The sequence below is a fragment of the Streptomyces sp. NPDC037301 genome (assembly GCF_055602785.1).
Genome location: NZ_JBVJWD010000006.1, coordinates 1 through 21,349 on the forward strand (window position 1 = coordinate 1; position 21,349 = coordinate 21,349).

The window sequence follows — 21,349 nt, forward strand, 5'->3', positions numbered from 1 at the left end:
TTCCCTCCCCCCCCCCCCCCCACCCCCCCTGTGCCCATCGGCGAACCGCGAGGCGACCCCCCCCCCCCCCCCCTTTTTTGGGGGGGGGGGGGGGGGGGGGCCCCACCCCCCCCCCCCCCCCCCCCCCCCCCCCCCCCCCCCGCCACGAGAGAAGGTCAACCGCTGTGCACGGTCAGTTGTCGTGCGCGGTCAAATGGCCGTGCATGTGAGTTGCCGTGACATGACTGACGCGTCGGCAGTTTCAGCGGCCCTGCTGAGCGGCGGAGCGGCGGCGCAGCACGACCGTTCCCGCTCCCGCGACCAGAAGGGCGGCTGCGGCCGACCCGGCAAGGGCGGTGGTGCTGTCACCCGAGGTCCCGGCCGGTCGCTCGCCCGCGGCGACGCCACCGCGCGGAGCGGCGGCAGCGGGACGCTCGCCCGCGGCCGAAGGCTCGACCACGGCCGGGGCGGGACTGTCGCCCGCGGCAACACCGCCACGGGGCGCAACCGACGGCTCCGAGCCCCGCGGGGGCGCGCCGGTGACACCGGCCGGGGCGGCTGAGGCGGACCGCTCGACGGACGGCTTCGGTGCGGGCGTGCTGTCGGCGAAGGCCGCGGTCGACGGGACGAGTACCGCGCCGGCCGCGACAGCGGCAAGGACGGCGGTACGCAGGGACAGACGGTGGGGCATGGGCATGGCTCCATTCCAGGTCGGCCTCGGTGTGCCCGGAAGCCGGTTAGCACCGGGCGCAAGGCATGCCGACAGGCTGGCGTGAAGTTATGAAGAAACTGTCAGATCGCTGTGGTCATCGCATCAGGCCTGGCCCGCACCGCTTCCACGGCCGCCCACGGCACGCTCGGGTCCGCCCGCGCCGCTGCCGCGCTCGCAGCCGCCTGCCGTGCTCCCCGACACGCTCGTCGAGGCTCCTTGGGACTCGCCCGACCCACCAGCCTCTCCGCATTCATCCGACCCCGTCTGCGCAGGATCTGCCGGCAGCCGGAGCGTGAACACCGAACCCTGCCCCTCGACGCTCATCGCACTCACCGAGCCGCCGTGGGCCTCGACGAGTTTCCGTACGATCGCCAGGCCCAGCCCGCTGCCGCCGGTGCGGCGGCTGCGGGACTTCTCCGCGCGCCAGAAGCGGTCGAAGACATGGGGCAGATCCTCGGCCGAGATGCCGCCGCCCGTATCCGTGACGTCCACCACGACCAGGTCTGCGCACTCGGAGCCGTACGCATGCAATGTGACATTTCCACCGGCCGGAGTGTGACGCACCGCGTTGGAGACGAGGTTGCCGATGGCCTGACGCAGCCGGACCGGATCGGCAGTCAGCTCGGGACCGGAAGCGCCGGCCGTCGCCGTGAGGACGGCCAACGTGACTCCAGCCGTCTCCGCTCCTGCCTGGTGGGCCGCGGCGACCTGGCTCAGAACGTCCTCGACGCGTACCGGCTCGGGGTGCAACCGCAGCGCACCCGCGTCGGCCGCGGCCAGATCCTGGAGATCGTCGATGATGTGCTGCAGCTGAACGGCCTCCGTGTGGAGCGAGGAGATGAACGCCGGGTCGGGCTCCGCCAGACCGTCCTGCGCTGCCTCCAGCCAGCCGCGGATATTGCTCAGCGGGGTGCGCAGTTCGTGGGCGACGTCGCTGACCATGTCCTTGCGCTGTCCTTCGAGGCGGGCGCGGTGGGCCGACATGTCGTTGAAGGCCGCGGCGAGCCGCCCGATCTCGTTGTCGTCGGTGACCAGCACCGGCGCGGAGTCCTCCCCGTCCCGCATCCGTTGTGCCGCACCGGTGAGGGCGTGCAGCGGCCGTACGAGCCGGGCCCCGGCCAGCACGGTGGCTCCGACCGTGAGCGCCAGGACGAGCGCCGCGGCACCCGCGATCTTTGCGGTGTTCGCCGGGGAGAGGTCGAAGCCGGGCACGGTCGTGCCGCCCTCGTCGCCGATGAACAGCAGTGCGGGCGAGGCGACATAGGAACTGAGCTGCTCACGGCGGGCCGTGCCCACGCAGGATGCGGTGGCCCGGTCGTCGTCGCCGGTGCGGACGCTCGGCGCGGGAGCGGGCGACGGGGTGGAGACACCGGCGCTGGGCATCGGCTCGGGACCGCCGCCCCAGGACAGGTCCAGATTGAGCTGTACGCCCGTGCGGCCCTGACGTTTCAGGCAGGCATCGGCGAGCTGATTGAGCGCCCCCAGCGCCTTTCGCTCGGTCGCTGTCGGTTCATCCAATTTGTCGGATGCGCACCTGGTGCCCTGCACCCGGTCGGGATCGTTGCCCACGACCTCGATGCGCGGACGCCCACTCGGGCCCCGGACGACATCCGCCGCAACCCCGGACCGATTCAGGCACGCCACACTCCGGTCGGCGGCACGCTGCAACGCCGTACGCTCGGCCGCGGGCAGCTGGAACGGACCGACCGCGCGCGGGTCGACACGGTCGGCCGTGACGCCGGCCCGGCCCACCGTCTGGGACAGCGCCGTGTCCACGGACAGCGGATCCACGATCGCCGATGCCTCGGGCGGCAGCGCGGGCGGGGACGGCCGTGTGGCGGAATCGGCGAGTGGCCGGCGCTGCTCGGTGGTGAGGGCGATCCGCCGACCGGACTGCCGCGCCAGGTCGCGCACGGTGCTGTCGACGCCGTCCCAGGTCGGGTGGGTCGCCGCGTATCCGAGCAGGGTGTTGTAGATCCGGGCGTCCGCGGTGAGATTCTGACCCTGTTCCTGCTTGATGGCGCCGGAGGTGGTCTGTACGGCAAGCCAGGCCGTGGCGGCCACCGAACACGCCGCCACCAGCGCCGATACCGCCAACAGACGGCCGAACAGACTCTTGCGGAGCGGCAGCCGCGCCCGCTGCTCACGTCGAAGGGGCACACCACGCGCCCGGCTACGACGACGCACGCGAAGCATTCCTCGCCGGGTCCGTCAGCTTGTAGCCGACACCGAAGACGGTGATCAGCCGGGCCGGCCGACGCGGTGCGGGCTCGATCTTCTTACGCAGGTTCATGATGTGCACGTCGACGGTGCGAAAGCTGATGTACCGGTCGAAGCCGTGCAGCTCCTCCAGGAGCCGCTGCCGGGTGAAGACCCGCTCGGGCTCGGCCGCCATGGCGGCGAGAATCCGGAACTCACCGGGCGTGCACTCCACGAACCGGCCCTCGACCGACACCTCGTGCCGGACCGGATCGACCACGAGCGCACCCACCGTCAGTACCACATCCGCGGCGGGATCGACACCTGCCGCAACCCGCCGGGTGCGACGAAGCAGCGTCCGTACGCGCGCCATCAACTCACGCGGGCTGTACGGCTTCGTCACATAGTCGTCCGCACCGAGTTCCAGACCCAGCAGCAGATCGTCCTCCGTGCTGCGGGCCGTCAGCATCAGCACCGGCAGCTCCCGGTGCTCGGCGCGCAGCACACGTACCACGTCCAGACCGTCGGCCCGCGGCATCATCACATCGAGCACCAGCAGATCGGGCTCCCGGTGCCGGACCTCGGCGAGGGCCGCCAGGCCGTCCCCGACGACCGTGACCGCGTGACCCTCGTGTTCCAGATAGCGGCGTACAAGTTCGGCCTGCTTCTCGTCGTCTTCGGCGACTATGACGTTTGCGCACACGCGGACGATCGTAGATGAGTTCACCCAGGCCCCTCGTGGCGCCGGACAGCCGGGTTGCGCCACAAGGGGCTCGTGGCCGGCCGGCTGCTCGCGGTGGCGGGTGTCGGCTCGGCGCACGACCAGCATTCCGGCAGCGACGGTTCCGCCGTCTCCCGGGTGGCCGGTGCCTGTGCCGTCATTCTGCTCCGCTCCGCCCTTTTCGCCGACGCGGACGGGCGGGCAGGGCGGTAGCGCAGGACTGTGCGCCACCGAGCAGCCCTGCGCAGATCGCGCGTTCCGGCACGGGGGAGGCCGATGGTTCCGATTCTGGTGCTCCGGCTCTTGTCGCAGGCCCCGCCACCTGGTCTTGTGTACCGCGGGCACCGTGGGTGATCCGTGACGAGGTCCGCGGCCGGGCTGCGCACATCCGGCGCACAGACGTGGTCGAGGCGGGAAGAAACGTGGAATCAGTGACCGGACACGATGTACGAGACACGCTGCCCGAAGGGCTCGGCGAGGCGATACGCGCCACCGCCGAGGAGATCGCCGCGGTGCTGCACGGGGTTGCCGACACGGGCGTTCCGGTGCCCGGCTCGGAATGGACCCTCGGGCAGGCGGCAGCGCATCTGGCGCAGGCCAACGAGCTGATGGCCGACATCGCGGCCGGGAAGGAACGCAGCTACGGCGACGGAACGCCGCAGAGTCTGGCCGAAGCCAATGAGCGCGCGCTCGCCGGCTTCGGGGAGCGGGACGCCGGTCCGCTGGCCGAGATGATCGTGACGCACGCGGACGCGTACCTCACGGCGGTGGACCGGTGCACGACGGACGCCAACGTGGTCACCCCGTTGGGCCCGATGAGCAAGGCGGTGCTGGGCTCGTACCTGCTGACACACATGCTCGGCCATGGTTACGACCTCGCCCGTGCGGTGGGCCGCCCGCACATGCTCGACCGCACCCGCGTCGAGCTGTCGCTGCCGTTCATGATCACGGCGATGCCCCGGGTGACCGATGCCGCTGCGATCGCCCGGCTGACCGCCCGCTACACGATCCGCCTGTGGGGCGGAGCCCGCTTCGGCGTCACCTTCACCGACGGCGTCGTATCCGTCACCCCGCAGCCGCCCACCCGCCCGGACTGCACCATCCTCATCGAGCCGGTCACCTTCCTCCTGATGGCGCTCGGCCGGTGCAACCCATGGGGAGCCATGGCCCGCGGCCGTGTCCTCGCCTGGGGCCGCAAGCCCTGGCTCGCTCCCCGCTTCCCGGAGCTGTTCAAGGCGCCCTGAGGGGCGGGCGGATTTCCGGCGTCGGGCCAGGACGATCATCATTGCCATGTCCAAGGGATATCGACCCGTCTGACGCTAACGTTGATCCGGACGGTGGAAGCGGCGGTGCCGGGGAGGGCGCACCGCGCGGAACACCGGGAACGAGGAGTGCGCGACATGCTCGATCCCACTTCGGTGGCGGCGATTTCGGCGGTACTCGGCGCAGTTGGTTCGGGGATGGCCAACGAGGCCGGCAAGTGGGCCTGGGAGTCGACCGGCGGCGTCGTACGGAGAATCGTCGGCCGGGAGGTCCCCGCGCCCGTCGCCCCCCAGGAACGGGACGACGTGGCCCACATGGTCTACGAGCAGATCCGTACGAACCCGCAACTCGCGGCCTCGTGGAGCGCGTTCGCGTCCAGAGTGCACGGAGGACCGAATCCGGTTCGAGCCGCGCAGTCACACCTCCCCGCCTCCATAAGGTTCTTCACGGACCGCAAGGAAGCGATGAAGCAACTCCAGCGAGAGGCAACCCGCCGCGCGGACGGAAGGCCCCGGCTCGCCCTGGTGCACGGCCCGGACGGCATGGGTTCCAGCACGCTCGCCGTGCACTTCGGATCCCAGCCGACCCGGCTCTTCCCGGACGGCCAGATCTATGCCGACCTCGGCGGCGGGGGCGCCGGGAGCGCACGCGACGTCGGAACCGTACTGCGCACACTGCTTCGCCAACTGGGCGCGCGGGACGAAGAGATGCCGACCGCCACCGACCGGCTCGGTGAGTTCTTCCGCCATTGCGCAGCGGACCGCAAACTCCTGGTCGTGCTCGATCACGCGCACTCCGCAGCGCAGGTCCGGCCGTTCCTCACGTCGGCGCCCGGGGTGTTCACGATCGTCGTCGCCCGGACCCCGTTCCCCGGCCTCGACGCCGTACGGGTTCCCGTCGGTCCGCTCACGGACAGGGACGCCGTGCGTCTGCTCACCGATATCACCGACAAATCCACCGTCGCCGCGGCCCGCGCCACGCTGCCTGCGCTGCTCGCACGATGCGGCGGATCGCCGTACGCCCTGCGCGCCGCGGCGGACCGGCTCTGTGCCCCCACGCTTCCACCGCGTCAGGCCGTACCGGACAGCGATCCGGTACAAGGGGCGGCGGAGGACAACTACCAGCTCCTGACGCCGGAATCCGCCAAGTTGTACCGGCTGATGGCGCTGCGCAACTGGCCCGCCTTCGACGCCGCGACGGCCGGACCGGCCACCGGCCAGGACCCGGCGGTCACGGCACAACTCCTGGCGGATCTCGCCGACAGGATGCTCCTGGAACGCAGCCGGAGCGGCACCGACAACGGCCGCTACCACTACCGCCCCGGGGTCCGTGCACACGCCGAGGCGACAGCGATCCGCGAGGACGGAATCGCGGCCTGCTCCGCGGTTCTCACCCGCACGCTCCACGCATATGCGGACCTGGCGGCATCGGCGGCTCACCAGGCCCTCCCGGAGAGCTGGCGCGTCCCGGCACCCGTCGAGGACCGGATCGGGCAGAGGTACGCGGACCGGGGCGCCGCCCTCGACGCGCTGCTCGCGGAGCTGGGCAACCTGGTCGAAGCCGTTCGTTGCGCCGAGGAGTCCGGCGACCCGGACACCGCCGTACGCACGAGCCGATCCCTGTGGCCGCTGCAGCTCAAGGCGGGACACCACGAGATGCTGCTGCCGGCGCTGCGCATCGGAGCGCGTCTCGCCGACGCCCATCTCCCGGAAAGCCTCGATGCCGGAGCGCTCCACGCCCAACTGGCGCACTCACTGACCGAGTTAGGGCGTTGGGAGGAAGCGGAGACGGAGACACTGGCGGCAGCGCGGGCCGAGGAGTCGGCCGCCCACAAGCGAGGCCACGCCTCTGCCGTGGAGTTCCTGGGACTGCTCAGGCTGCATCAGTGGCGTTACCAGGAGGCCTACGAGTGCTTCGACGAAGCGGGCGTCATCCTGAACACGATGGGCGCACACGACGAGGGAACCGCCGACCTGCCGCGTGCCCAGGCCCTGTTGGAACGCCATCGCGGCCGAGCTTTGCGCGGGCTCGGACAAGGCGGGGAGGCCCGCGAGAGGCTGGAGACCGCACTGCGCCACTTCCGGGCGAGCGGCGATACGTACAACACGGCCCGGACGCTCACCGATCTGGCCGAGACCTGGTTGGACGAGGAGGACACCGAAGCGGCACTGCCGCTGATCGACGAGGCGATCACAACGCTCGACGGCCAGCGCGCGGAGTACCACCTGTCGCATCTGCGACGCATGAGAGAACGCTGCGTCACCCCGTAAACCCTCTTCCCGCCTCTGGCATCCCCGTCACTCCGGGGGCGTCAGAGGATCAACCCGCACGCGGTGAAGCCGAGTACCTGTCCGCACGGAGAGCCCGTCGGCCATCGCTTCCGCGAGCCGTTTGTCGGCTGCGGCCGCGTCGGGGCTGCCGGTGGCCAGCCAGGCGTACAGGGCGGAGGCGTACGCGGCGGGGTCCACACCGGACACGTCCCCCGCATCGGTACTGGGTACCGCCACCACCCGGATCGGCTCTTCGTCACGCACTCGGACCACACACGCGGACGGCCCGGTCACATAGGCGGCAAGGGAACAGCCCTGATGGCGCCGGAGTATCTCGGCAGTCCAGATCGAGGGGGATCCGAAACGCGGATCGTCCGGGGCCCCGTCCCGGAAGATGACATCGGCCAGATCCAACTGGTCCACGTCACGGGTGTCCTCGTGCACGGCGACATGCAATTCCCAGCCGCGATCCGAGCCCGCCCTCGGCAGCGGGCCCGCCCGACGGCTGACCGCGACCTCACCCGGCCCGAGTACCCGCGACAGAACGTGCAAGGGGACAGTGACCGCTCCGACCTCGTAGTCGGGCAGCGGGAGAGGCTTCAGCGAAGCCGGCCAACCGGGCTCCGGCGCACCCATCATCGAGTAGAAGAGCCTGCGCAACCGGACCGCTGATTCACCCGGCACGGAGGTGGTGAACCCGGCAGGCCCCGACAACGGCCGGTGACAGCCTATGAGTCTCTCGATCTGCGCCGACAGTGATACGTCGGGATCGAGCCGCGGCGCCTCCCGCATGAACGCGGAGATCGGCGCATCGGGATCGAGGGCGTCGAGCGGCGCGGCCCCCAGGAGCACAGGAGTGCCGAGGGCGGCAGCGTAGTAGGTGACGGAACCGTGGTCCCCGATCACGGCATCGGCGGCCAGCAGAGCCTGCCGCCACCCCTTCAGCGGATCGATCAGCGCCAGCCCGCCGCGCCGCGCGCGATCGAGCCAGGCGCGGATCTGACCGGGCCCATGGCCGTGCCAGATGTTCGGGTGCAGCACGGCGGCGAACCGGTACTCGTCCACGGGGAACTCGGCAGCGACTCGATCCAGCAGCCCAGCCACGACGTCACCGCCGCCCCCGCCATCACCGAAGAGCGACTCGGAGTTCCAGGTCGAATTCAGCAGGACCAGCTGCTGCCCAGGTCGCACTCCCAACGCACGGCGGAAGCGTTCGCGATAGGGACGGGCGGCGAGTATCCGGTCGAAGCAGGGATCCCCGGCGAGTACGGCTGTCGGCGCTGCCTCGGGACAGGCGATACGCAACCGTTCGTACTGCTCGGGATGGGAGAGGACGAGCGCGTCCGCGACAGGGGCGCCCTGCGACAGAAGCCACTCCGGCGCAAGCCCGAAAACGGGCGCAGGCACCGCCGCCCCCGCCCCCGCCCCCGACCCGGTGTCCGGTGTCCGGTGTCCGGTGTCCGGTGTCCGGTGTTGCCAGCCTCTTAGTGTATCCAACACCGTGCGACAGGATCGCCAACTTCCCGGAAAGAACGTCCAGTTGGCCGCCAAAACTGGCGGAGACGACCAGGTCCGCCGCTGTCTCGGCCGCCTGTTCCCACGGCAGGACCGGCACCCCGGTGTCGGCCAGCAACTCGGCCGTGCCGGCTGCGAACGCCGACGAGCCCGGACAGGTCACCAGCAGCTGGACGCGCCAGTCGTCGTCGAACAGGGGGAGCACGTCGAGCAGCCGGGTCGCGGCGGTCACGTTGTGCACGACGACGAGGACCCGCAGACACTTTCCCCGGGTCGCCCACCGCGCCGCATCATCCCCCACCGGCACCCGCACCCACCCGGCCCGCCCGTTCTCCATCCGTACGCCCCTCATCCGCCCCGGCCCACCCGTGGGACCCATGCCGCCCACGCGACCGGCCACGATAGTCAACCAGCGCGACCCATCGCGCCGACCAAGGGGGCGGAGCAGAGCTGACAGAGGGCGACGGAGCGACGCGCATCCGACGGGACGCCCCCGGGCGCCACCCCTCACGCAGCCATCGCCACCGCAGCCTTGCTCAGCGAGTCATCGCGCGACTGGGTCTGCTTCCGGTCGCCGAAGACGACGACCCGCAGCAGCGCGAACCGTCCGATCCCCGCCAGAGCGGACGCCGACAGATAGACCGTCTGCTCGACCAGGGCCGAGGGCTCGGACCGGACGGCGTACAGACAGAGCAGCGCCCCCGTCGTGAACGCATAGCTCACGGCGACCATCACCCCGGACTGAAGATGGACCGTTCCTAGCCAGTGTGCATGAGTGGGTCCTGGACCCACTGCTGCGTGCTGGGCGCATCCCGAACGGTGTTGGATGCGCTGGGTTGCCGCTTTCTCGTCCCGTTCGGCGGCACGTCTCTGGGGGCGTGATCCGTTGCGGGTGGGCGGGTTCCCTCACGCCCCCGGTCACCTGGTCCGGCCTGGACGGTCCGATGCCCCGCACGATCGCTCCGGTCGTGTGGGGGCGGTGCCGTCCGACGCCGGACCGGGTGTCCGAGGGCGCGTCGTCCGATCGCGATGCCGGCGGCATCGTGACGGGACATCTTTCGCTTGGGGGTGGCCAGTGGTTTCTGCCAGTGCTGGGCACCCCACATGCTGGTGTAGGCGGGGTCGACCGCGACAATGCTCAGGCCCTGTTCGGCGGCCATGGAGACCAGTCGGGCCTTGAGCTTTCCGGTCGGAATACCGGAGATGAGCCTCCGGAACCGCTTCTTGCGGCCGTGTTTCTCGCGGGTCTTCTCGGTGGTGAAGTCGAGGTCTTCGATGGCGATCGCGGGCACGCTGCACCGCTTGGCCCAGTTGATCAGGCGGGTCAGTGCGTGGCGGATCTGGGCGTCGCGGTGAGCAGTGGTGCCGGACAGGTCGTAGAAGAACCGCCGGGGCTCGCCGATGGGGTTGCCATGCGGGTCGAGGTGGTAGGCGGCGAAGTGGTCGGCGTTGGTGTCGACGCCGATCATGCCCCGGGCGCGGGCCGTCTCCAGCGGGATGGTCTGGACGACGGGGCGTTGCCAGGACGCGGTGAGGTACCAGCGGCAACGGTCAGTGTCGAGGTGGATGCGGTAGGCGACGGCCCGGTTCGCTTCGGTGCGGTCGGCCCACTCCTGACCCCGGTGCGCAAACGCCGCGGTCGAGGTGAGGGTGTACCGGCCGTGTTTGGCGTTGGCCAGGTGTGCGAGCGGGGCGGGCAGTTTGATGCTGACCTCGCCGTCCGGGGTGACGCGGATGGTCTCGTTCCCGAACCGTTTCCCGGACTCGCCGTCGGCGGCGATGAACCAGCGTTCCGCCTCCCAGCGATCCCGCCACTGGTCTTCGGTCAGCCGGGCCTGGGTGAGGTGGTGGCGGGTGTTGAGGAGGCGTTTGCCGCCCCGCACGACCCGGACGCGTCCGGCCTGCCGGTCGGAGACGGCGGCGGCGTGCCGGGCTTCCAGCGCCGCGAGGCGGCGGGACTTGTGGAACCACTCGCCTTTGGAGCGGTAGCCACCGGCTGCCCGCTTCGTTCCCGGCGCGCCGATGGGGAGGGACAGGCGGTGCCGCAGCGTCCCGATCCCGGCTTCCAGCGTCCGGATGTGCGCGGCCTGGCAACGGCGCGCCAACGCCCACTGATCGTGCGTGGCCTTGGTGATCGCACCGGCGATCCTCGACGATGACTGTGCGGTCAGGTCCCGCTTGCGCGACGCCCAGGTGTCCGCGCTGTGCTCCAGACCATCCGCACACCGGGCCCTGAGATCACGGGAAGCCAGACGGCCCTGATGCTCACCGACCGCACGCAGAACCTTCTCGTCTTGGGGCGTGAGGTGCTTGAGACGGTCCCGGACCGCCACCCCGCAAGGCCCGGGCACCACGAAGGGCGCGGCCAACTCCCGCACACCACCCACCACAACACCCCCCAGACTGGACACCTGCCACCTGCCCAACGAGCAATAGACGCCAAGGTCACCCATTCGATCCTAGAACTTCCGTTCCCGCTCGGTGAACCCGCCGACAGGACTCACTCCTGCTCACTACAACGCACTTCAGCTCAGCAAACCGACAGCAGCTCACAACCCTCGAAACTCGATGTCGGTGGCGCCGGATACCTTGCATCCGACGATGCACAACACTGGAGGGGACATGCCGTCTCAAGGAACAGTTCTCGCCGCACTCACGGTGGTAATGCCGCCACATGACGGGGCCGATGAGCAGGTGGACTGGGATGCGATCCGGCGGGCTTGGGGAGTCGGCTTCCCCTCCGACTACATCGCCTTCATGAGCACGTACGGAGTCGGCGGCATCGACGGCGCGCTGAGCGTCGTGACCCCCGAAGCGAGCACGCAGCCGGCCGACAGCCCAGACCTCGACGGCATGGCGGCCGAGACAGCCAACATGCGGCACATGTAGGAGTCCGAAGGAGGACCGGACGGGGTCGATGCCGGACCTGATTCTGTCGTCGCTTGGGGCGTCAGCTGCGGAGCCGACATCCTCGGCTGGCTCGCTGCTTAGGCCTGATGTCGGCCGGCCCGGTCCATGTGTGGACCGGGCCGGCCGCACGTGTCGTCAGTGATCCGCCGCGTACCGTACGAACCGGCCCCAGCCCTCGCGTCCGACCGCGAACGCTGGGCGGCTCAGGTCCTTGGAGTCCCGGACATGGACGGCCTGCTCGGCGACAGCGACCTCCACGCAGTCGTCGCCCTGGCTGCCGCTGTAGCTGGACTTGAACCAGGCGAGTTCCGTCGTACTCATAGCTCTCCTCGCAGTCGCTCCAACAGACCCCGCGATTCCTTGGGGTTCAGGGCCTGCGAACGCAGTGTGTCATAGCGCTGGTGGAGGAGACTCACCTCTTTCGGATCGGTGATCAGCCGTCCGTTCTGCTGTCCCTCGGAATACCCGAGGCGGCGCCCTTCCGGCGTTTCCAGCAGGCGCACCGGCCCGTCCAGGCACGCGTGTAACCCAGCCTCCAACGGCACCACTTGCAGCGTCACATTGCGCGGCGCGCTGAGCTCCAGTACGCGATCGAGCATGTCCCGCATCTGCTCCGGACCGCCGAACCTGCGCCGGAGGACATGCTCTTCCACGATGAAGCTGAACGGGACGGTAGGTCGTTCGTGCATCATCTTCTGCCTCTCCAGCCGCGCTGCGAGCTGGGCTTCCAGCTGCTGATCCGTCAGCAACGGAATCGTGCCCTCGAACACCGCCCGCGCATACGCGTCCGACTGCAACAACCCCGGCACCAGCCTGCACTCGTACGTGCACAGGCTCACCGCAACCTTCTCCAGCCGCGCCCACCTGCGGAACCAGGCCGCCAGTCCCGGCTCGCCGCGCGTCAGATGGGCTGCAGCTTTTCTCAGCGCGCCCGTGTTGCCGAGTGCCTCCTCCGCCCGCTCCACGAACGCGTCATCCGGCATGCGGCGCCCCAACTCCACCGACTCCACGGTGTGTTTGGAGAACCTCACGTGCGTGCCGAAGTCGGTCCGGCTGAGCCCGGCGTGTTCGCGGAGGGCCTGGACGACGGCCCCGAAAGTCCGCAGACTGTCCGAGGGGTCGGGTTCCCGCTCCTCCCGATCAGCCCCTGCCACAACGGCGTTGTCGGTCGTCATACGCGGCCACCTCCAGGTGCATGCGCGCGCGAACTTTCCGCGCTCAACTCACCCAGGGTGACGGAACGGCCGTCATGCTGTCCACCGAACGTGCCCGTACGCTGACTGAGCGTACGGAGTCCGACGGCCTGCGTGCAGTCTGGCGCGGACGGTGAACATGCCCAGGGGTCGCGGGCCCGGTGGTCAGCGGAACGCACTGCCCCGACACCTTCCCGAGCGGGAACTGTCTGGCATCAGCGATACGGGCCCGGCCCGGTGTGACGTCCGTACAACGTTCCGCCCCGGGGTCCTGCTCTCCGTACCCCTGTCTGCCGTACGGGAGTAATCCCTGGTCGGAGGCGTCTTACGGGGAAATCATGACGAGGTGAAACCATCGAACAACCAACTGGCCGAACCATCCCGTCCGGCAACCGAGTTCACGTTGCGGCTCAGCAGCACCCGCCGCGGTGCACGACTCGCCCGTACCCTCGCAGTCCAGCAACTGACCGAGTGGCGCGGAGTTCCGCACGACTCGGCCGCTGCGCAGGCCGTCGCACTCGTCACGGCGGAGCTCGCGTCCAACGCGATCACCCATGGGCGTCTGCAGGGCCGCGACTTCCGGCTGACGCTGCGGTTGTTGCCCGAGGCCGTCCGTATCGAGGTGACCGACACCCGTCCCGAACGCCTCCTCCCGGCTACAGCTCCGAAGCCCTGCGATCCGGTCGACGAGACCGGGCGCGGTCTGCTGCTCGTCGAGGCGTACGCGAGCCGCTGGGGATGCGCGGTTCTCGATGCCTGCACCAAGTGCGTGTGGGCCGAAGTGCTCTGCTGAGGGCGCAGGCAGGGGGCTGTGCTTGCCCATTTCCTGGCCGGTTCAGGGGGACTTGAGCATGCCGCGGAGCTCGGCGACGAGACCGTGTACATCGCGTTCTGTGACGGGTGCGGTGACGTGGCCGGTCATCGGGGCCGGGGGCGTATCCGGCTCCGAAGCGGGTCGGCGGCAGGCGCGGCAGAGGCCGTCGGGGAGTGCTTCCGGGCGGCCGGGGACACCGCACTGGGTGCACTCCATCATCACGCGGGGGGTATGAGCAGCCTGGGCGGTGGGGGCGGCAGTGGCGGGCAGGCGAGGTGGCATCTTGTCGCGGAGCCTGCGGCGGACGAAGCCCAGCGGTGAGTTGACCTCGCCCGGCAGCCCGGCGACGAGGGACCGGACGAGGTAGTCCGGGGCCACGCCCCGCGCCAGCCAGCCCGCGGCCAGCTCCTCCAACACCGTGCAGTCGGCTGCGGAAAGTGCCAGGCGCGGTTCGGTGCGGCCGAGTTGGGCCAGCGCCAGATAGGCGGCGGAGGGGCGCTCCGGGCCCGGGGCCGAGGAGGGCGCCGGGGACTGTGTGGGTGTCGGCTGTGTCTGCGGGGGAGTGGCACTCCGTTGCTGCGGTACGACGGCCGGAACGCGGGCGGGCCGGACGGGTGCGGGCGGGAAGAGCGACGGGGACAGGGCATCGACGGCGGTCGGCGGCGCGGGCTGTGGCGCGTCGCCGCGTACGGGCTCCGCAGCAGGTGCCGGAGACAGGGTCTCGTCCGGGACCCAAGGTGGCGGCGGGGCCGTAGCTGCTGCCTCGGCTGCGAACTCCTGGATCTCCGCCGGGACGATGCCCTGGCCCGCTTCGGCCGCGAGGTAGGCGGCCCACCACTCGTTGTCGTGCGCGGCGCGGGTCCAGAAGGTCCGGAAGACCCAGCGGACCTGCTCGCCCTCGCCGACCCGGCGCCGTACTCGACGCAGATGACCGGCCACCGACAGGGCGGTCAGGGCGGTGCTGACGGCCTGCTGGCCGTAGAGCGGGAGCTGCTTCGCGAGCGTCTTCACGCTCATCGCGGCGCCTTCGGGCAGGCGGTCGATGAATCCGGCGATATGGCCCTCGCGAGCGGGCAGCAGCGCGAAGTCATCGGCGTGGGGACGGCGTTGGTCCGGTACGCATCGCTTGCCGTAACCGGGCTTGGCCATACGGCACGGGGGTGAGGATGCGGGCGCGGGCAGGGCGGCGCTAAGGTTCTCGGTAGCCACGAGATCGGGGTCCTTCGATCTTGGGGTGAGACCCCGGCATGGTGCTCGTAACACCGCGTCGGGGTCGTTTTGTTGTGGCGGCACCGTAAGCAGGTGCGACGACGCGTCGCAAGCCGGTCACGATTAGTCGTACTTGCTCGCCGTTACGGGGCGGGGAGGTCAGGGGGGTTCCCACCCCCCTATGACCCGCCGGTCAAAGAAGGCACTCGGATCCCGGCGCCCGGGTCCTGCCGTTCGTGTCCCGGCGCCCGGATCCCGAAGCTCAGGACTCGGCCGAAGAGCCTGCTGCGTACCCACGAAAGAGTGAGGAGGGTCGTGCTGCAACTCGGGTTTCGAGACCCGGGTTTCGGGACCCGGCACATGGCGACACGACACACCCCTGCGCCCCGCACCTATGGCTGCCCACTCCATGGGAAGGTCCCCCGCACCGCCCTACCGTGGCGGATTCGGACCACCGAGCCCACCCCGGACGGGAGAGCCGCAATGCGCAGAGCAACGAGCACCCTGCTCGGCCTGCTTCTCACACTGCTGAGCCTCGGAGCAGCCACCACACAGGCCCACGCCGCCCCACCCAGCTACCTCACCCTCGAAGCCACCTACACCACCGTCGCCAACGGCTGGGATCACGTCGATCGCTACCTCGACACCACCAGCGGTTTCCATGCCGAGCAGTACCCCCAGGACGGCCGTGGCGACCAGGACGGTCAGCGACGCACCTTCTTCGGCGGCGTCAAGCAGCCCCATTCCGGCCGCTTCCTCCTCTACTCCGCCCCCGGCTGGAACAGCGGAAGTCACCAGACCCCCGTCCTCCTCGTCCACGGCGCCAACGACAACGCCGACCGCGCCTGGGCCAACCCCGGCGAAGCCGGTGGCTACGGCTGCGGTGCCGTCTCCTGCCCCAGCACCGGACTCATGCAGTACCTCGCTGCCCGCGGCTACCGTGTCTTCGCCGTCAACTTCGCCCATAAGCAGGGCGACAACCTGATGCAGGCCCAGCAGGTCGGCGACGCCATCGCCGTCATCAAGGACCGGCTCGGCGTCAGTCAGGTGGACCTCGTCGGCTGGAGCAAGGGGGAGATGTCCACCCGAGCCTACGTCTCCTCACTGCGCCCCACCTGGGGACGCCCCTATGCCGGAGACGTACGCCGCCTCATCACCCTCGGCGGCCCCAACGGCGGCTACGACTACCCCTATGCCCACGGCTGGGCCCATGACTTCAGCATCTGGCCCCAGTGCGGCGGCAGCGTCAACGCCCCTTCGCCCCACCTCTACATGACCTGCTACGGCACCTACACCGCCCACCCGGAATTCGCCTTCGCCCCCACCGACGGCTACGACGTCTATCCCGGACAGCGCCAGATGCTCGCCCGCTGGGACGCCACCTACGGCATCGACATGACCCAACAGGACTGGTACACCACCTACCACGGTGGCCAGGGCTTCTATACCTCCGGCACCGGCATCCAGACCGCCATCGACGCCGGCTCCCTGATCACCCCCCTCCACAAGGCAGGCATCCCCGGCTCCGTCGCCACCTACCTCCTCGCCGGCGGATCCCCGAGCGTCCTCGGCATCTACAACGAGAACCGCGGACCCAGCGACGGCGTGGTCTTCGTCGACAGTGCTCTCGACCGCACCGGCATCGCCAACGTCGCCGGCACCGCCCTCATCTCCACCGCCAACCACCTCCAACTCGGCTGGCACTCCTCCGCCGGCGCCCAGATCGCCGCCTGGCTCGGCTGACCCTGCCACTCCCAAGGACGGACCATGACCTCGCCCGCACTCCTCCCCGGCATCCACGCTCGACGGATCACCACCCCCCGGCTCACCCTCAACCTCCTCGAACTCCCCGGCCGGACCGGCGAACCCGTCCTCTTCGTCCACGGCAACGTCTCCGCCGCCACCTTCTGGCAGCAGACCATGCTCGACCTGCCGCACGCCTACCGCCCCCTCGCCGTCGACCTCCGCGGCTTCGGCGACACCGACTCCCTCTCCGTCGACGCCACCCGCGGCGTCCGGGACTACAGCGACGACCTCACCGCCCTCTGTGACGCCCTCGCCCTCGACCGCGTCCACCTCGTCGGCTGGAGCATGGGCGGCGGCATCGCCCTCCAACACCTCCGCGATCACCCCACCGCCGTCCGCAGCCTCACCCTCGTCAACCCCGTCTCCCCCTACGGCTTCGGCGGCACCCACGGTCCCGACGGCCGACTCAACCACCCCGACGGCGCGGGCTCCGGCGCAGGAACCGTCAACCCCGAATTCGTCCAGCGCCTCAAAGAAGGCGACCGCAGCGAGGACTCGCCACTCTCCCCCCGCGCCGTCCTTGCCTCCAGCTACGTCAAACCGCCGCTCCGCCCCGCATTCGAGGACACCTTCGTCGACGCCATGCTCTCCACCCGCACCGGTGACGACCATTACCCCGGCGACACCCGTCCCAGCGACCACTGGCCCGGCACCGCCCCCGGCCGCCGAGGTGTCCTCAACGCCATGGCCCCCACCCACTTCCGTATCGACGACCTGCACCGGATCGACCCCAAACCGCCCATCGGCTGGATCCGCGGCACCGACGACCTCATCGTCTCCGACACCTCGCTCTTCGACCTCGCCCACCTCGGTGCACTGGGCGTCGTCCCCGGCTGGCCCGGCGCCGAACACTGCCCGGCCCAACCCATGGTCGCCCAGACCCGCCACGCACTCGATCACTACGCCGCCACGGGGGGCTCCGTACGCGAAACCGCCATCCCCGACGCCGGCCACGCCGTCCACATCGACAAACCCAAGGAGTTCACCGCCGCCCTCCTCGACACCCTCACCGCGGGCCGGTGAAGCGGCCGGGCTGTCCCCCGCGAGGACCTGGATCAGCCGCCGTGTGAGCTGCTCGCCGAGGTGGGTGGGTTGGCCCGACTGATGCCGCGGGACGTTGGCGAAAACGCATATGCCCATAACTCTCCTGATGCCCAGGTAGGTTGAGGCCATAGCTTGATCACTTTCGCGTCCGGAGGTCTCCATGAGCGAGCAGCAGTCATCCGTCACCCTGCCTGCCACGCCGGTGTCGGATCGGATCGACACCACCAGGCCGCACTCCGCCCGCTTCTGGAACTACTTCGTCGGCGGCAAGGACAACTACGAGGTCGACCGTGAGATCGGTGACCAGATCAAGACGTTCTTCCCGGGCCTTGTCGACGTAGCGGTAGCGGGGCGGCAGTTTCTGCGCCGCTCGGTGAGTCACCTGGTGGAGGATCGGGGAGTCCGGCAGTTCCTGGACATCGGGACCGGTCTGCCCACTGCCGACAACACCCACCAGGTGGCCCAGGACATCGCCCCCGAGTCACGCATCGTGTACGTGGACAACGACCCGCTCGTGCTGGCGCACGCCCGTGCGCTGCTCACCAGCTCACCCGAGGGTGTCACGAACTACATCGATGCCGACCTCTACGAGCCGGACGTCATCCTTGCCGAGGCCGCGAAGACACTCGACTTCGACCGGCCTGTGGCCCTGATGCTGCTCGGCATACTCGGTCACGCGGGCGACTTCTCGCGGGCCCGTGAAGTGGTGGGCCGGCTGATGGCGGGCCTGCCGTCCGGCAGCCACCTCGTGGTGTACGACGGGACGCGTACCAGCGAGGGCATGATCGCCGCGGAGAAGGCATACATCGAGAGCGGCGCGGTGCCGTACTACGTCCGCGAGCCCGGCGAGATCGTCACGCTCTTCGACGGGCTGCGGATCCTCGACCCCGGCTTCGTCCGGCTCAGTGAGTGGCGGCCCGACGCCGACAGCGCGAGCGTGCCCGCCGACGTCGATGCCTTCGGTGGAATCGGCGTCAAGGAGTGACGCGCAGGCGCTGTCGGCGTCGGGCCGCACGTGAAACCTATAGTGAAGCCGCGTTGATCGTCCGACCACAACGCGCGAAGCCTTCGGCACAGGAGAGTCCGCACGATGACGATGCCCGCATCCGGTGTGCCCGAGCGCTCGTCCGTTTCCGTGTCGGCGCCTGGCGGAGGTTGCCCAGCGAGCGCCGTCGCGTCCGCCGTACGGCTCAGCGGTCCCGAGTTCCACACCGAACCCCATCTCGTCTACCGCGCCATGCGAAGCGAACACGGGCCCGTTGTGCCCGTCGAGCTGCCCGGCGGGTTTCCTGCCTGGCTGGTCATCGGGTACCGCGAACTCCACCAGGTGACCAGTGACGGCGAGTTGTTCCCCAGGGACGTCGGACTGTGGAATCAGTGGGAGCACATCCCGGAGGACTGGCCGCTGTTGCCGATGATCGGCCGGCCCATGCCGTCCATCTACTTCACAGCGGGGGCCGAGCACCGGCGTCACGCCGCGATGGTGGGGCAGGCCCTGGAAGAGGTCGAGCCATTCGAACTCCGGGGAGACTGCGAGCAGTTGGCCGACCGGCTCGTCGACGGGTTCTGTGAAAGCGGTACGGCCGATCTGATCGCCGATTTCGCCGTACCGCTCCCCGTACTCGTCCTCGCCCGTCTGCTCGGCTTCCCCGATGAGGACGGGGCGCTGATCGCCGGCGTTCTGAGGGATCTCGCCGACGGCGGACCGGGTGCGCAGGAGGCTCATCTGCGGTTCGGGGAGCACATGCAGCGGCTGTTGGCGGCCCGGCAGGCCGTGCCCGGGAACGATGTGACCTCCCGGATGCTGGCATACCCCGGCGAGTTCACCGATGAGGAGTACGTGCTCGACCTGATGGCCATCACGGCCGCAGGGCACCTCACCACCGCCGACTGGATCGGCAACTCGCTGCGGCTGATGCTCACCGACGATCAGTTCGCAGTCGCGCTCTCCGGCGGACGGCACAGTGTCGCCGAGGTCATGAACGAGGTGCTCTGGGAGGAGGGTCCGACGCAGATCCTCGCCGGTCGCTGGGCGGTCCGTGACACCCGGCTGGGCGGCAGGAGCATCCGCGCCGGTGACATGGTGCTGCTCGGTCTGGGCGCCGCCAACACCGATCCGCACATCCGGCAGCATCTCTCGACCACGGCGGGGATCTCCGGCCAGGGAGGCAACAGCGCGCATCTGGCGTTCAGCCACGGCGAATACCGCTGTCCCTTCCCCGCCCAGGAGATCGCAGAGATCGCCGCCCGTACCGGCATCGAAGTGCTGCTCGACCGGCTGCCCGACCTGGAGCTGTCCGTGCCGGCGCAGGAGCTCGTCCGGCGACAGTCCGCCTTCCTGCGGGGGATGACTGCGCTGCCCGTCCGGTTCACCCCCGCACGTCCGACAGGAGACTTCGCTTGAACTGCCCGCACGCTGCTGCCCAAGAGGCCACTTCGCGTGGCGGGGTCGTCGTCATCGACCCGCTGGTCCAGGATCTCGACGGTGAGACGGCGCGGCTGCGTGACGCCGGTCCGCTCGCCAGGATCGAACTGCTCGGCGTTCCGGCCTGGACCATCACCCGGCATGCCGTGGCCCGTCAACTGCTCGTCGACCCCCGCCTGGTGAAGGATCTCGACGCCTGGGGACTCTGGCAGCGCGGGGAGGTCACGCACGCCTGGCCGCTGATCGGCATGATCGATGCCGGGCGTTCCATGTTCACCGTGGACGGGTCGGAGCACCGACGGCTGCGTACCAAGACCTCCCAGGCACTCACACCGCGCCGGCTGGAGGAGATACGCCCGGAGATCGAGAAGTTCACCGAGGAACTGCTCGATGCCCTCGCCGAGCAGAGCGAGAAGAACAAGGGCGGTGCGGTCGACCTCAAGTCCGTGTTCGCGCAGCCGTTGCCGATGCGGGTCGTCGGCATGCTGATGGGGGTGGACGAGGCCGAGCACCCCATGCTGACGAAGCGGTACAAGGCGTTCTTCTCCATGCTCACACCGCACGAGGAACGCCTGGCGCTGCTGGCCGAGTTGGACGTCTTCTACGCCGCCCTCGTACGCGAGAGGACCGCCCGGCCGGCCGACGACCTCACCAGCGCGCTCATCCTCGCCGAAGAAGGCGGAGAGCCACTCACCGAGGAAGAGGTGGTGGGCAATCTCAAGGCGATGGTGGCCGCTGGGCACGAGACCACCATCGGGCTGATCCTGAATGCCGTACGGGCCCTGCTCAGCCACCCCGACCAGTTGCGCAAGGTTCTCGACGGCGAGATCCCGTGGGAGACGGTCATCGAGGAGACGCTGCGCTGGGACACCCCCACCACCCATCTGCTGATGCGGTTCGCCACCGAGGACATTCAGGTGGGCGACGACGTGATCGCGCAGGGCGAGGGCGTGGTGATCTCCTACCGCGCCATCGGACGCGACATCGAGCAGCACGGACCGGACGCCGATGCCTTCGACATCACCCGGCCGGCCCCGATCCGCCACATGACCTTCGGTCACGGCCCTCACATCTGCCCCGGAGCGGCGCTCTCCCGTGTGGAGGCCGGCATTGCCCTGCCCGCACTGTTCCGGCGCTTCCCCGGACTGCGGCCGGCCATTGCGGACGAGGAGATCCGCAAGCTGCCGGTGATGACGCAGAACGACATGGAAGCGTTCCCGGTCCTGCTGCACGGCTGACGCGTATCGAGGAGACACCGAGGGCCGCCCGAACCGTCCGGGCGGCCCTCC

At 69.8% G+C, this 21,349-nt stretch carries 19 protein-coding genes; 10 read left to right on the forward strand and 9 right to left on the reverse strand.

Going from position 1 to position 21,349, the window contains the following annotated elements; translation table 11 throughout:
• Positions 1–241 precede the first annotated feature (241 nt).
• From ACZ7IB_RS12280 to ACZ7IB_RS12290, 3 genes are all read right to left on the reverse strand, one after another.
• Entirely contained in the window at positions 242–670 is a 429-nt protein-coding gene (locus ACZ7IB_RS12280) for a hypothetical protein (RefSeq protein WP_470911881.1), read from the reverse strand.
• Between the two features lie 123 nt (positions 671–793).
• Positions 794–2,887 (reverse strand): ATP-binding protein, encoded by a 2,094-nt coding sequence (locus tag ACZ7IB_RS12285; RefSeq protein ID WP_470911884.1) that lies wholly within the window; start codon positions 2,885–2,887, stop codon positions 794–796.
• Entirely contained in the window at positions 2,865–3,593 is a 729-nt protein-coding gene (locus tag ACZ7IB_RS12290) for a response regulator transcription factor (RefSeq protein WP_470911886.1), read from the reverse strand. The genes ACZ7IB_RS12285 and ACZ7IB_RS12290 overlap by 23 nt, the downstream gene beginning before the upstream one ends.
• Positions 3,594–3,665: 72 nt before the next feature.
• Here ACZ7IB_RS12290 and ACZ7IB_RS12295 point away from each other — a divergent pair, with 72 nt between their 5' ends.
• The 3 genes from ACZ7IB_RS12295 (at position 3,666) to ACZ7IB_RS12305 (ending at position 7,144) form a co-directional block, all read left to right on the forward strand.
• On the forward strand, positions 3,666–3,824 hold the full coding sequence (locus ACZ7IB_RS12295; protein ID WP_470911887.1) for a hypothetical protein: 159 nt from the start codon (positions 3,666–3,668) through the stop codon (positions 3,822–3,824).
• A gap of 218 nt (positions 3,825–4,042) precedes the next feature.
• Positions 4,043–4,855 carry a maleylpyruvate isomerase family mycothiol-dependent enzyme gene (locus ACZ7IB_RS12300; RefSeq protein WP_470911889.1) on the forward strand — a complete coding sequence of 271 codons (813 nt, stop codon included), beginning with the start codon at positions 4,043–4,045 and terminating at the stop codon, positions 4,853–4,855.
• Positions 4,856–5,011: 156 nt separating this feature from the next.
• Positions 5,012–7,144: a tetratricopeptide repeat protein gene (locus ACZ7IB_RS12305; RefSeq protein ID WP_470911890.1), complete on the forward strand. Its 2,133-nt coding sequence runs from the start codon at positions 5,012–5,014 to the stop codon at positions 7,142–7,144.
• Between the two features lie 27 nt (positions 7,145–7,171).
• Here ACZ7IB_RS12305 and ACZ7IB_RS12310 read toward each other — a convergent pair whose 3' ends face one another.
• The 3 genes from ACZ7IB_RS12310 to ACZ7IB_RS12320 all read right to left on the reverse strand — a co-directional run bounded on the left by ACZ7IB_RS12310 (position 7,172) and on the right by ACZ7IB_RS12320 (position 11,046).
• Positions 7,172–8,551, reverse strand: a complete 1,380-nt coding sequence (locus tag ACZ7IB_RS12310) for a hypothetical protein (RefSeq protein WP_470911893.1) — start codon at positions 8,549–8,551, stop codon at positions 7,172–7,174.
• 615 nt (positions 8,552–9,166) lie between these two features.
• Positions 9,167–9,382, reverse strand: coding sequence for a hypothetical protein (locus tag ACZ7IB_RS12315; RefSeq protein WP_470911896.1), 216 nt, complete (start codon positions 9,380–9,382; stop codon positions 9,167–9,169).
• A 35-nt stretch (positions 9,383–9,417) separates the two neighbouring features.
• The gene (locus ACZ7IB_RS12320; protein ID WP_470912473.1) at positions 9,418–11,046 is read right to left on the reverse strand and encodes an IS200/IS605 family accessory protein TnpB-related protein; all 1,629 of its coding nucleotides are present in this window, start codon (positions 11,044–11,046) and stop codon (positions 9,418–9,420) included.
• A gap of 235 nt (positions 11,047–11,281) precedes the next feature.
• Here ACZ7IB_RS12320 and ACZ7IB_RS12325 point away from each other — a divergent pair, with 235 nt between their 5' ends.
• The gene (locus ACZ7IB_RS12325) at positions 11,282–11,548 is read left to right on the forward strand and encodes an SMI1/KNR4 family protein (protein ID WP_470911898.1); all 267 of its coding nucleotides are present in this window, start codon (positions 11,282–11,284) and stop codon (positions 11,546–11,548) included.
• A gap of 156 nt (positions 11,549–11,704) precedes the next feature.
• Here the strand turns inward: ACZ7IB_RS12325 and ACZ7IB_RS12330 are convergent, their stop codons facing one another.
• Together ACZ7IB_RS12330 and ACZ7IB_RS12335 are read right to left on the reverse strand one after the other, a co-directional pair.
• Positions 11,705–11,890 carry a DUF397 domain-containing protein gene (locus ACZ7IB_RS12330; protein ID WP_266904782.1) on the reverse strand — a complete coding sequence of 62 codons (186 nt, stop codon included), beginning with the start codon at positions 11,888–11,890 and terminating at the stop codon, positions 11,705–11,707.
• Positions 11,887–12,744 carry a helix-turn-helix domain-containing protein gene (locus ACZ7IB_RS12335; protein WP_470911900.1) on the reverse strand — a complete coding sequence of 286 codons (858 nt, stop codon included), beginning with the start codon at positions 12,742–12,744 and terminating at the stop codon, positions 11,887–11,889. Before ACZ7IB_RS12335 ends, ACZ7IB_RS12330 begins: the two co-directional genes overlap by 4 nt.
• A gap of 364 nt (positions 12,745–13,108) precedes the next feature.
• Here ACZ7IB_RS12335 and ACZ7IB_RS12340 point away from each other — a divergent pair, with 364 nt between their 5' ends.
• The gene (locus tag ACZ7IB_RS12340; RefSeq protein ID WP_470911902.1) at positions 13,109–13,555 is read left to right on the forward strand and encodes an ATP-binding protein; all 447 of its coding nucleotides are present in this window, start codon (positions 13,109–13,111) and stop codon (positions 13,553–13,555) included.
• Between the two features lie 42 nt (positions 13,556–13,597).
• On the opposite strand, the gene ACZ7IB_RS12345 is transcribed toward ACZ7IB_RS12340, so the two are convergent.
• Positions 13,598–14,785, reverse strand: coding sequence for a MarR family transcriptional regulator (locus tag ACZ7IB_RS12345; protein WP_470911904.1), 1,188 nt, complete (start codon positions 14,783–14,785; stop codon positions 13,598–13,600).
• Between the two features lie 483 nt (positions 14,786–15,268).
• Between ACZ7IB_RS12345 and ACZ7IB_RS12350 the strand changes: the two genes are divergently transcribed.
• The 5 genes from ACZ7IB_RS12350 (at position 15,269) to ACZ7IB_RS12370 (ending at position 21,298) form a co-directional block, all read left to right on the forward strand.
• Entirely contained in the window at positions 15,269–16,528 is a 1,260-nt protein-coding gene (locus tag ACZ7IB_RS12350) for an esterase/lipase family protein (RefSeq protein ID WP_470911906.1), read from the forward strand.
• A 24-nt stretch (positions 16,529–16,552) separates the two neighbouring features.
• Positions 16,553–17,614, forward strand: a complete 1,062-nt coding sequence (locus ACZ7IB_RS12355; protein WP_470911907.1) for an alpha/beta hydrolase — start codon at positions 16,553–16,555, stop codon at positions 17,612–17,614.
• Positions 17,615–17,795: 181 nt separating this feature from the next.
• Positions 17,796–18,620, forward strand: coding sequence for an SAM-dependent methyltransferase (locus ACZ7IB_RS12360; RefSeq protein WP_470911909.1), 825 nt, complete (start codon positions 17,796–17,798; stop codon positions 18,618–18,620).
• A gap of 105 nt (positions 18,621–18,725) precedes the next feature.
• Entirely contained in the window at positions 18,726–20,039 is a 1,314-nt protein-coding gene (locus tag ACZ7IB_RS12365) for a cytochrome P450 (RefSeq protein ID WP_470911911.1), read from the forward strand.
• Positions 20,036–21,298, forward strand: coding sequence for a cytochrome P450 family protein (locus ACZ7IB_RS12370; RefSeq protein ID WP_470911913.1), 1,263 nt, complete (start codon positions 20,036–20,038; stop codon positions 21,296–21,298). Before ACZ7IB_RS12365 ends, ACZ7IB_RS12370 begins: the two co-directional genes overlap by 4 nt.
• The last annotated feature ends 51 nt before the right edge of the window (positions 21,299–21,349 follow it).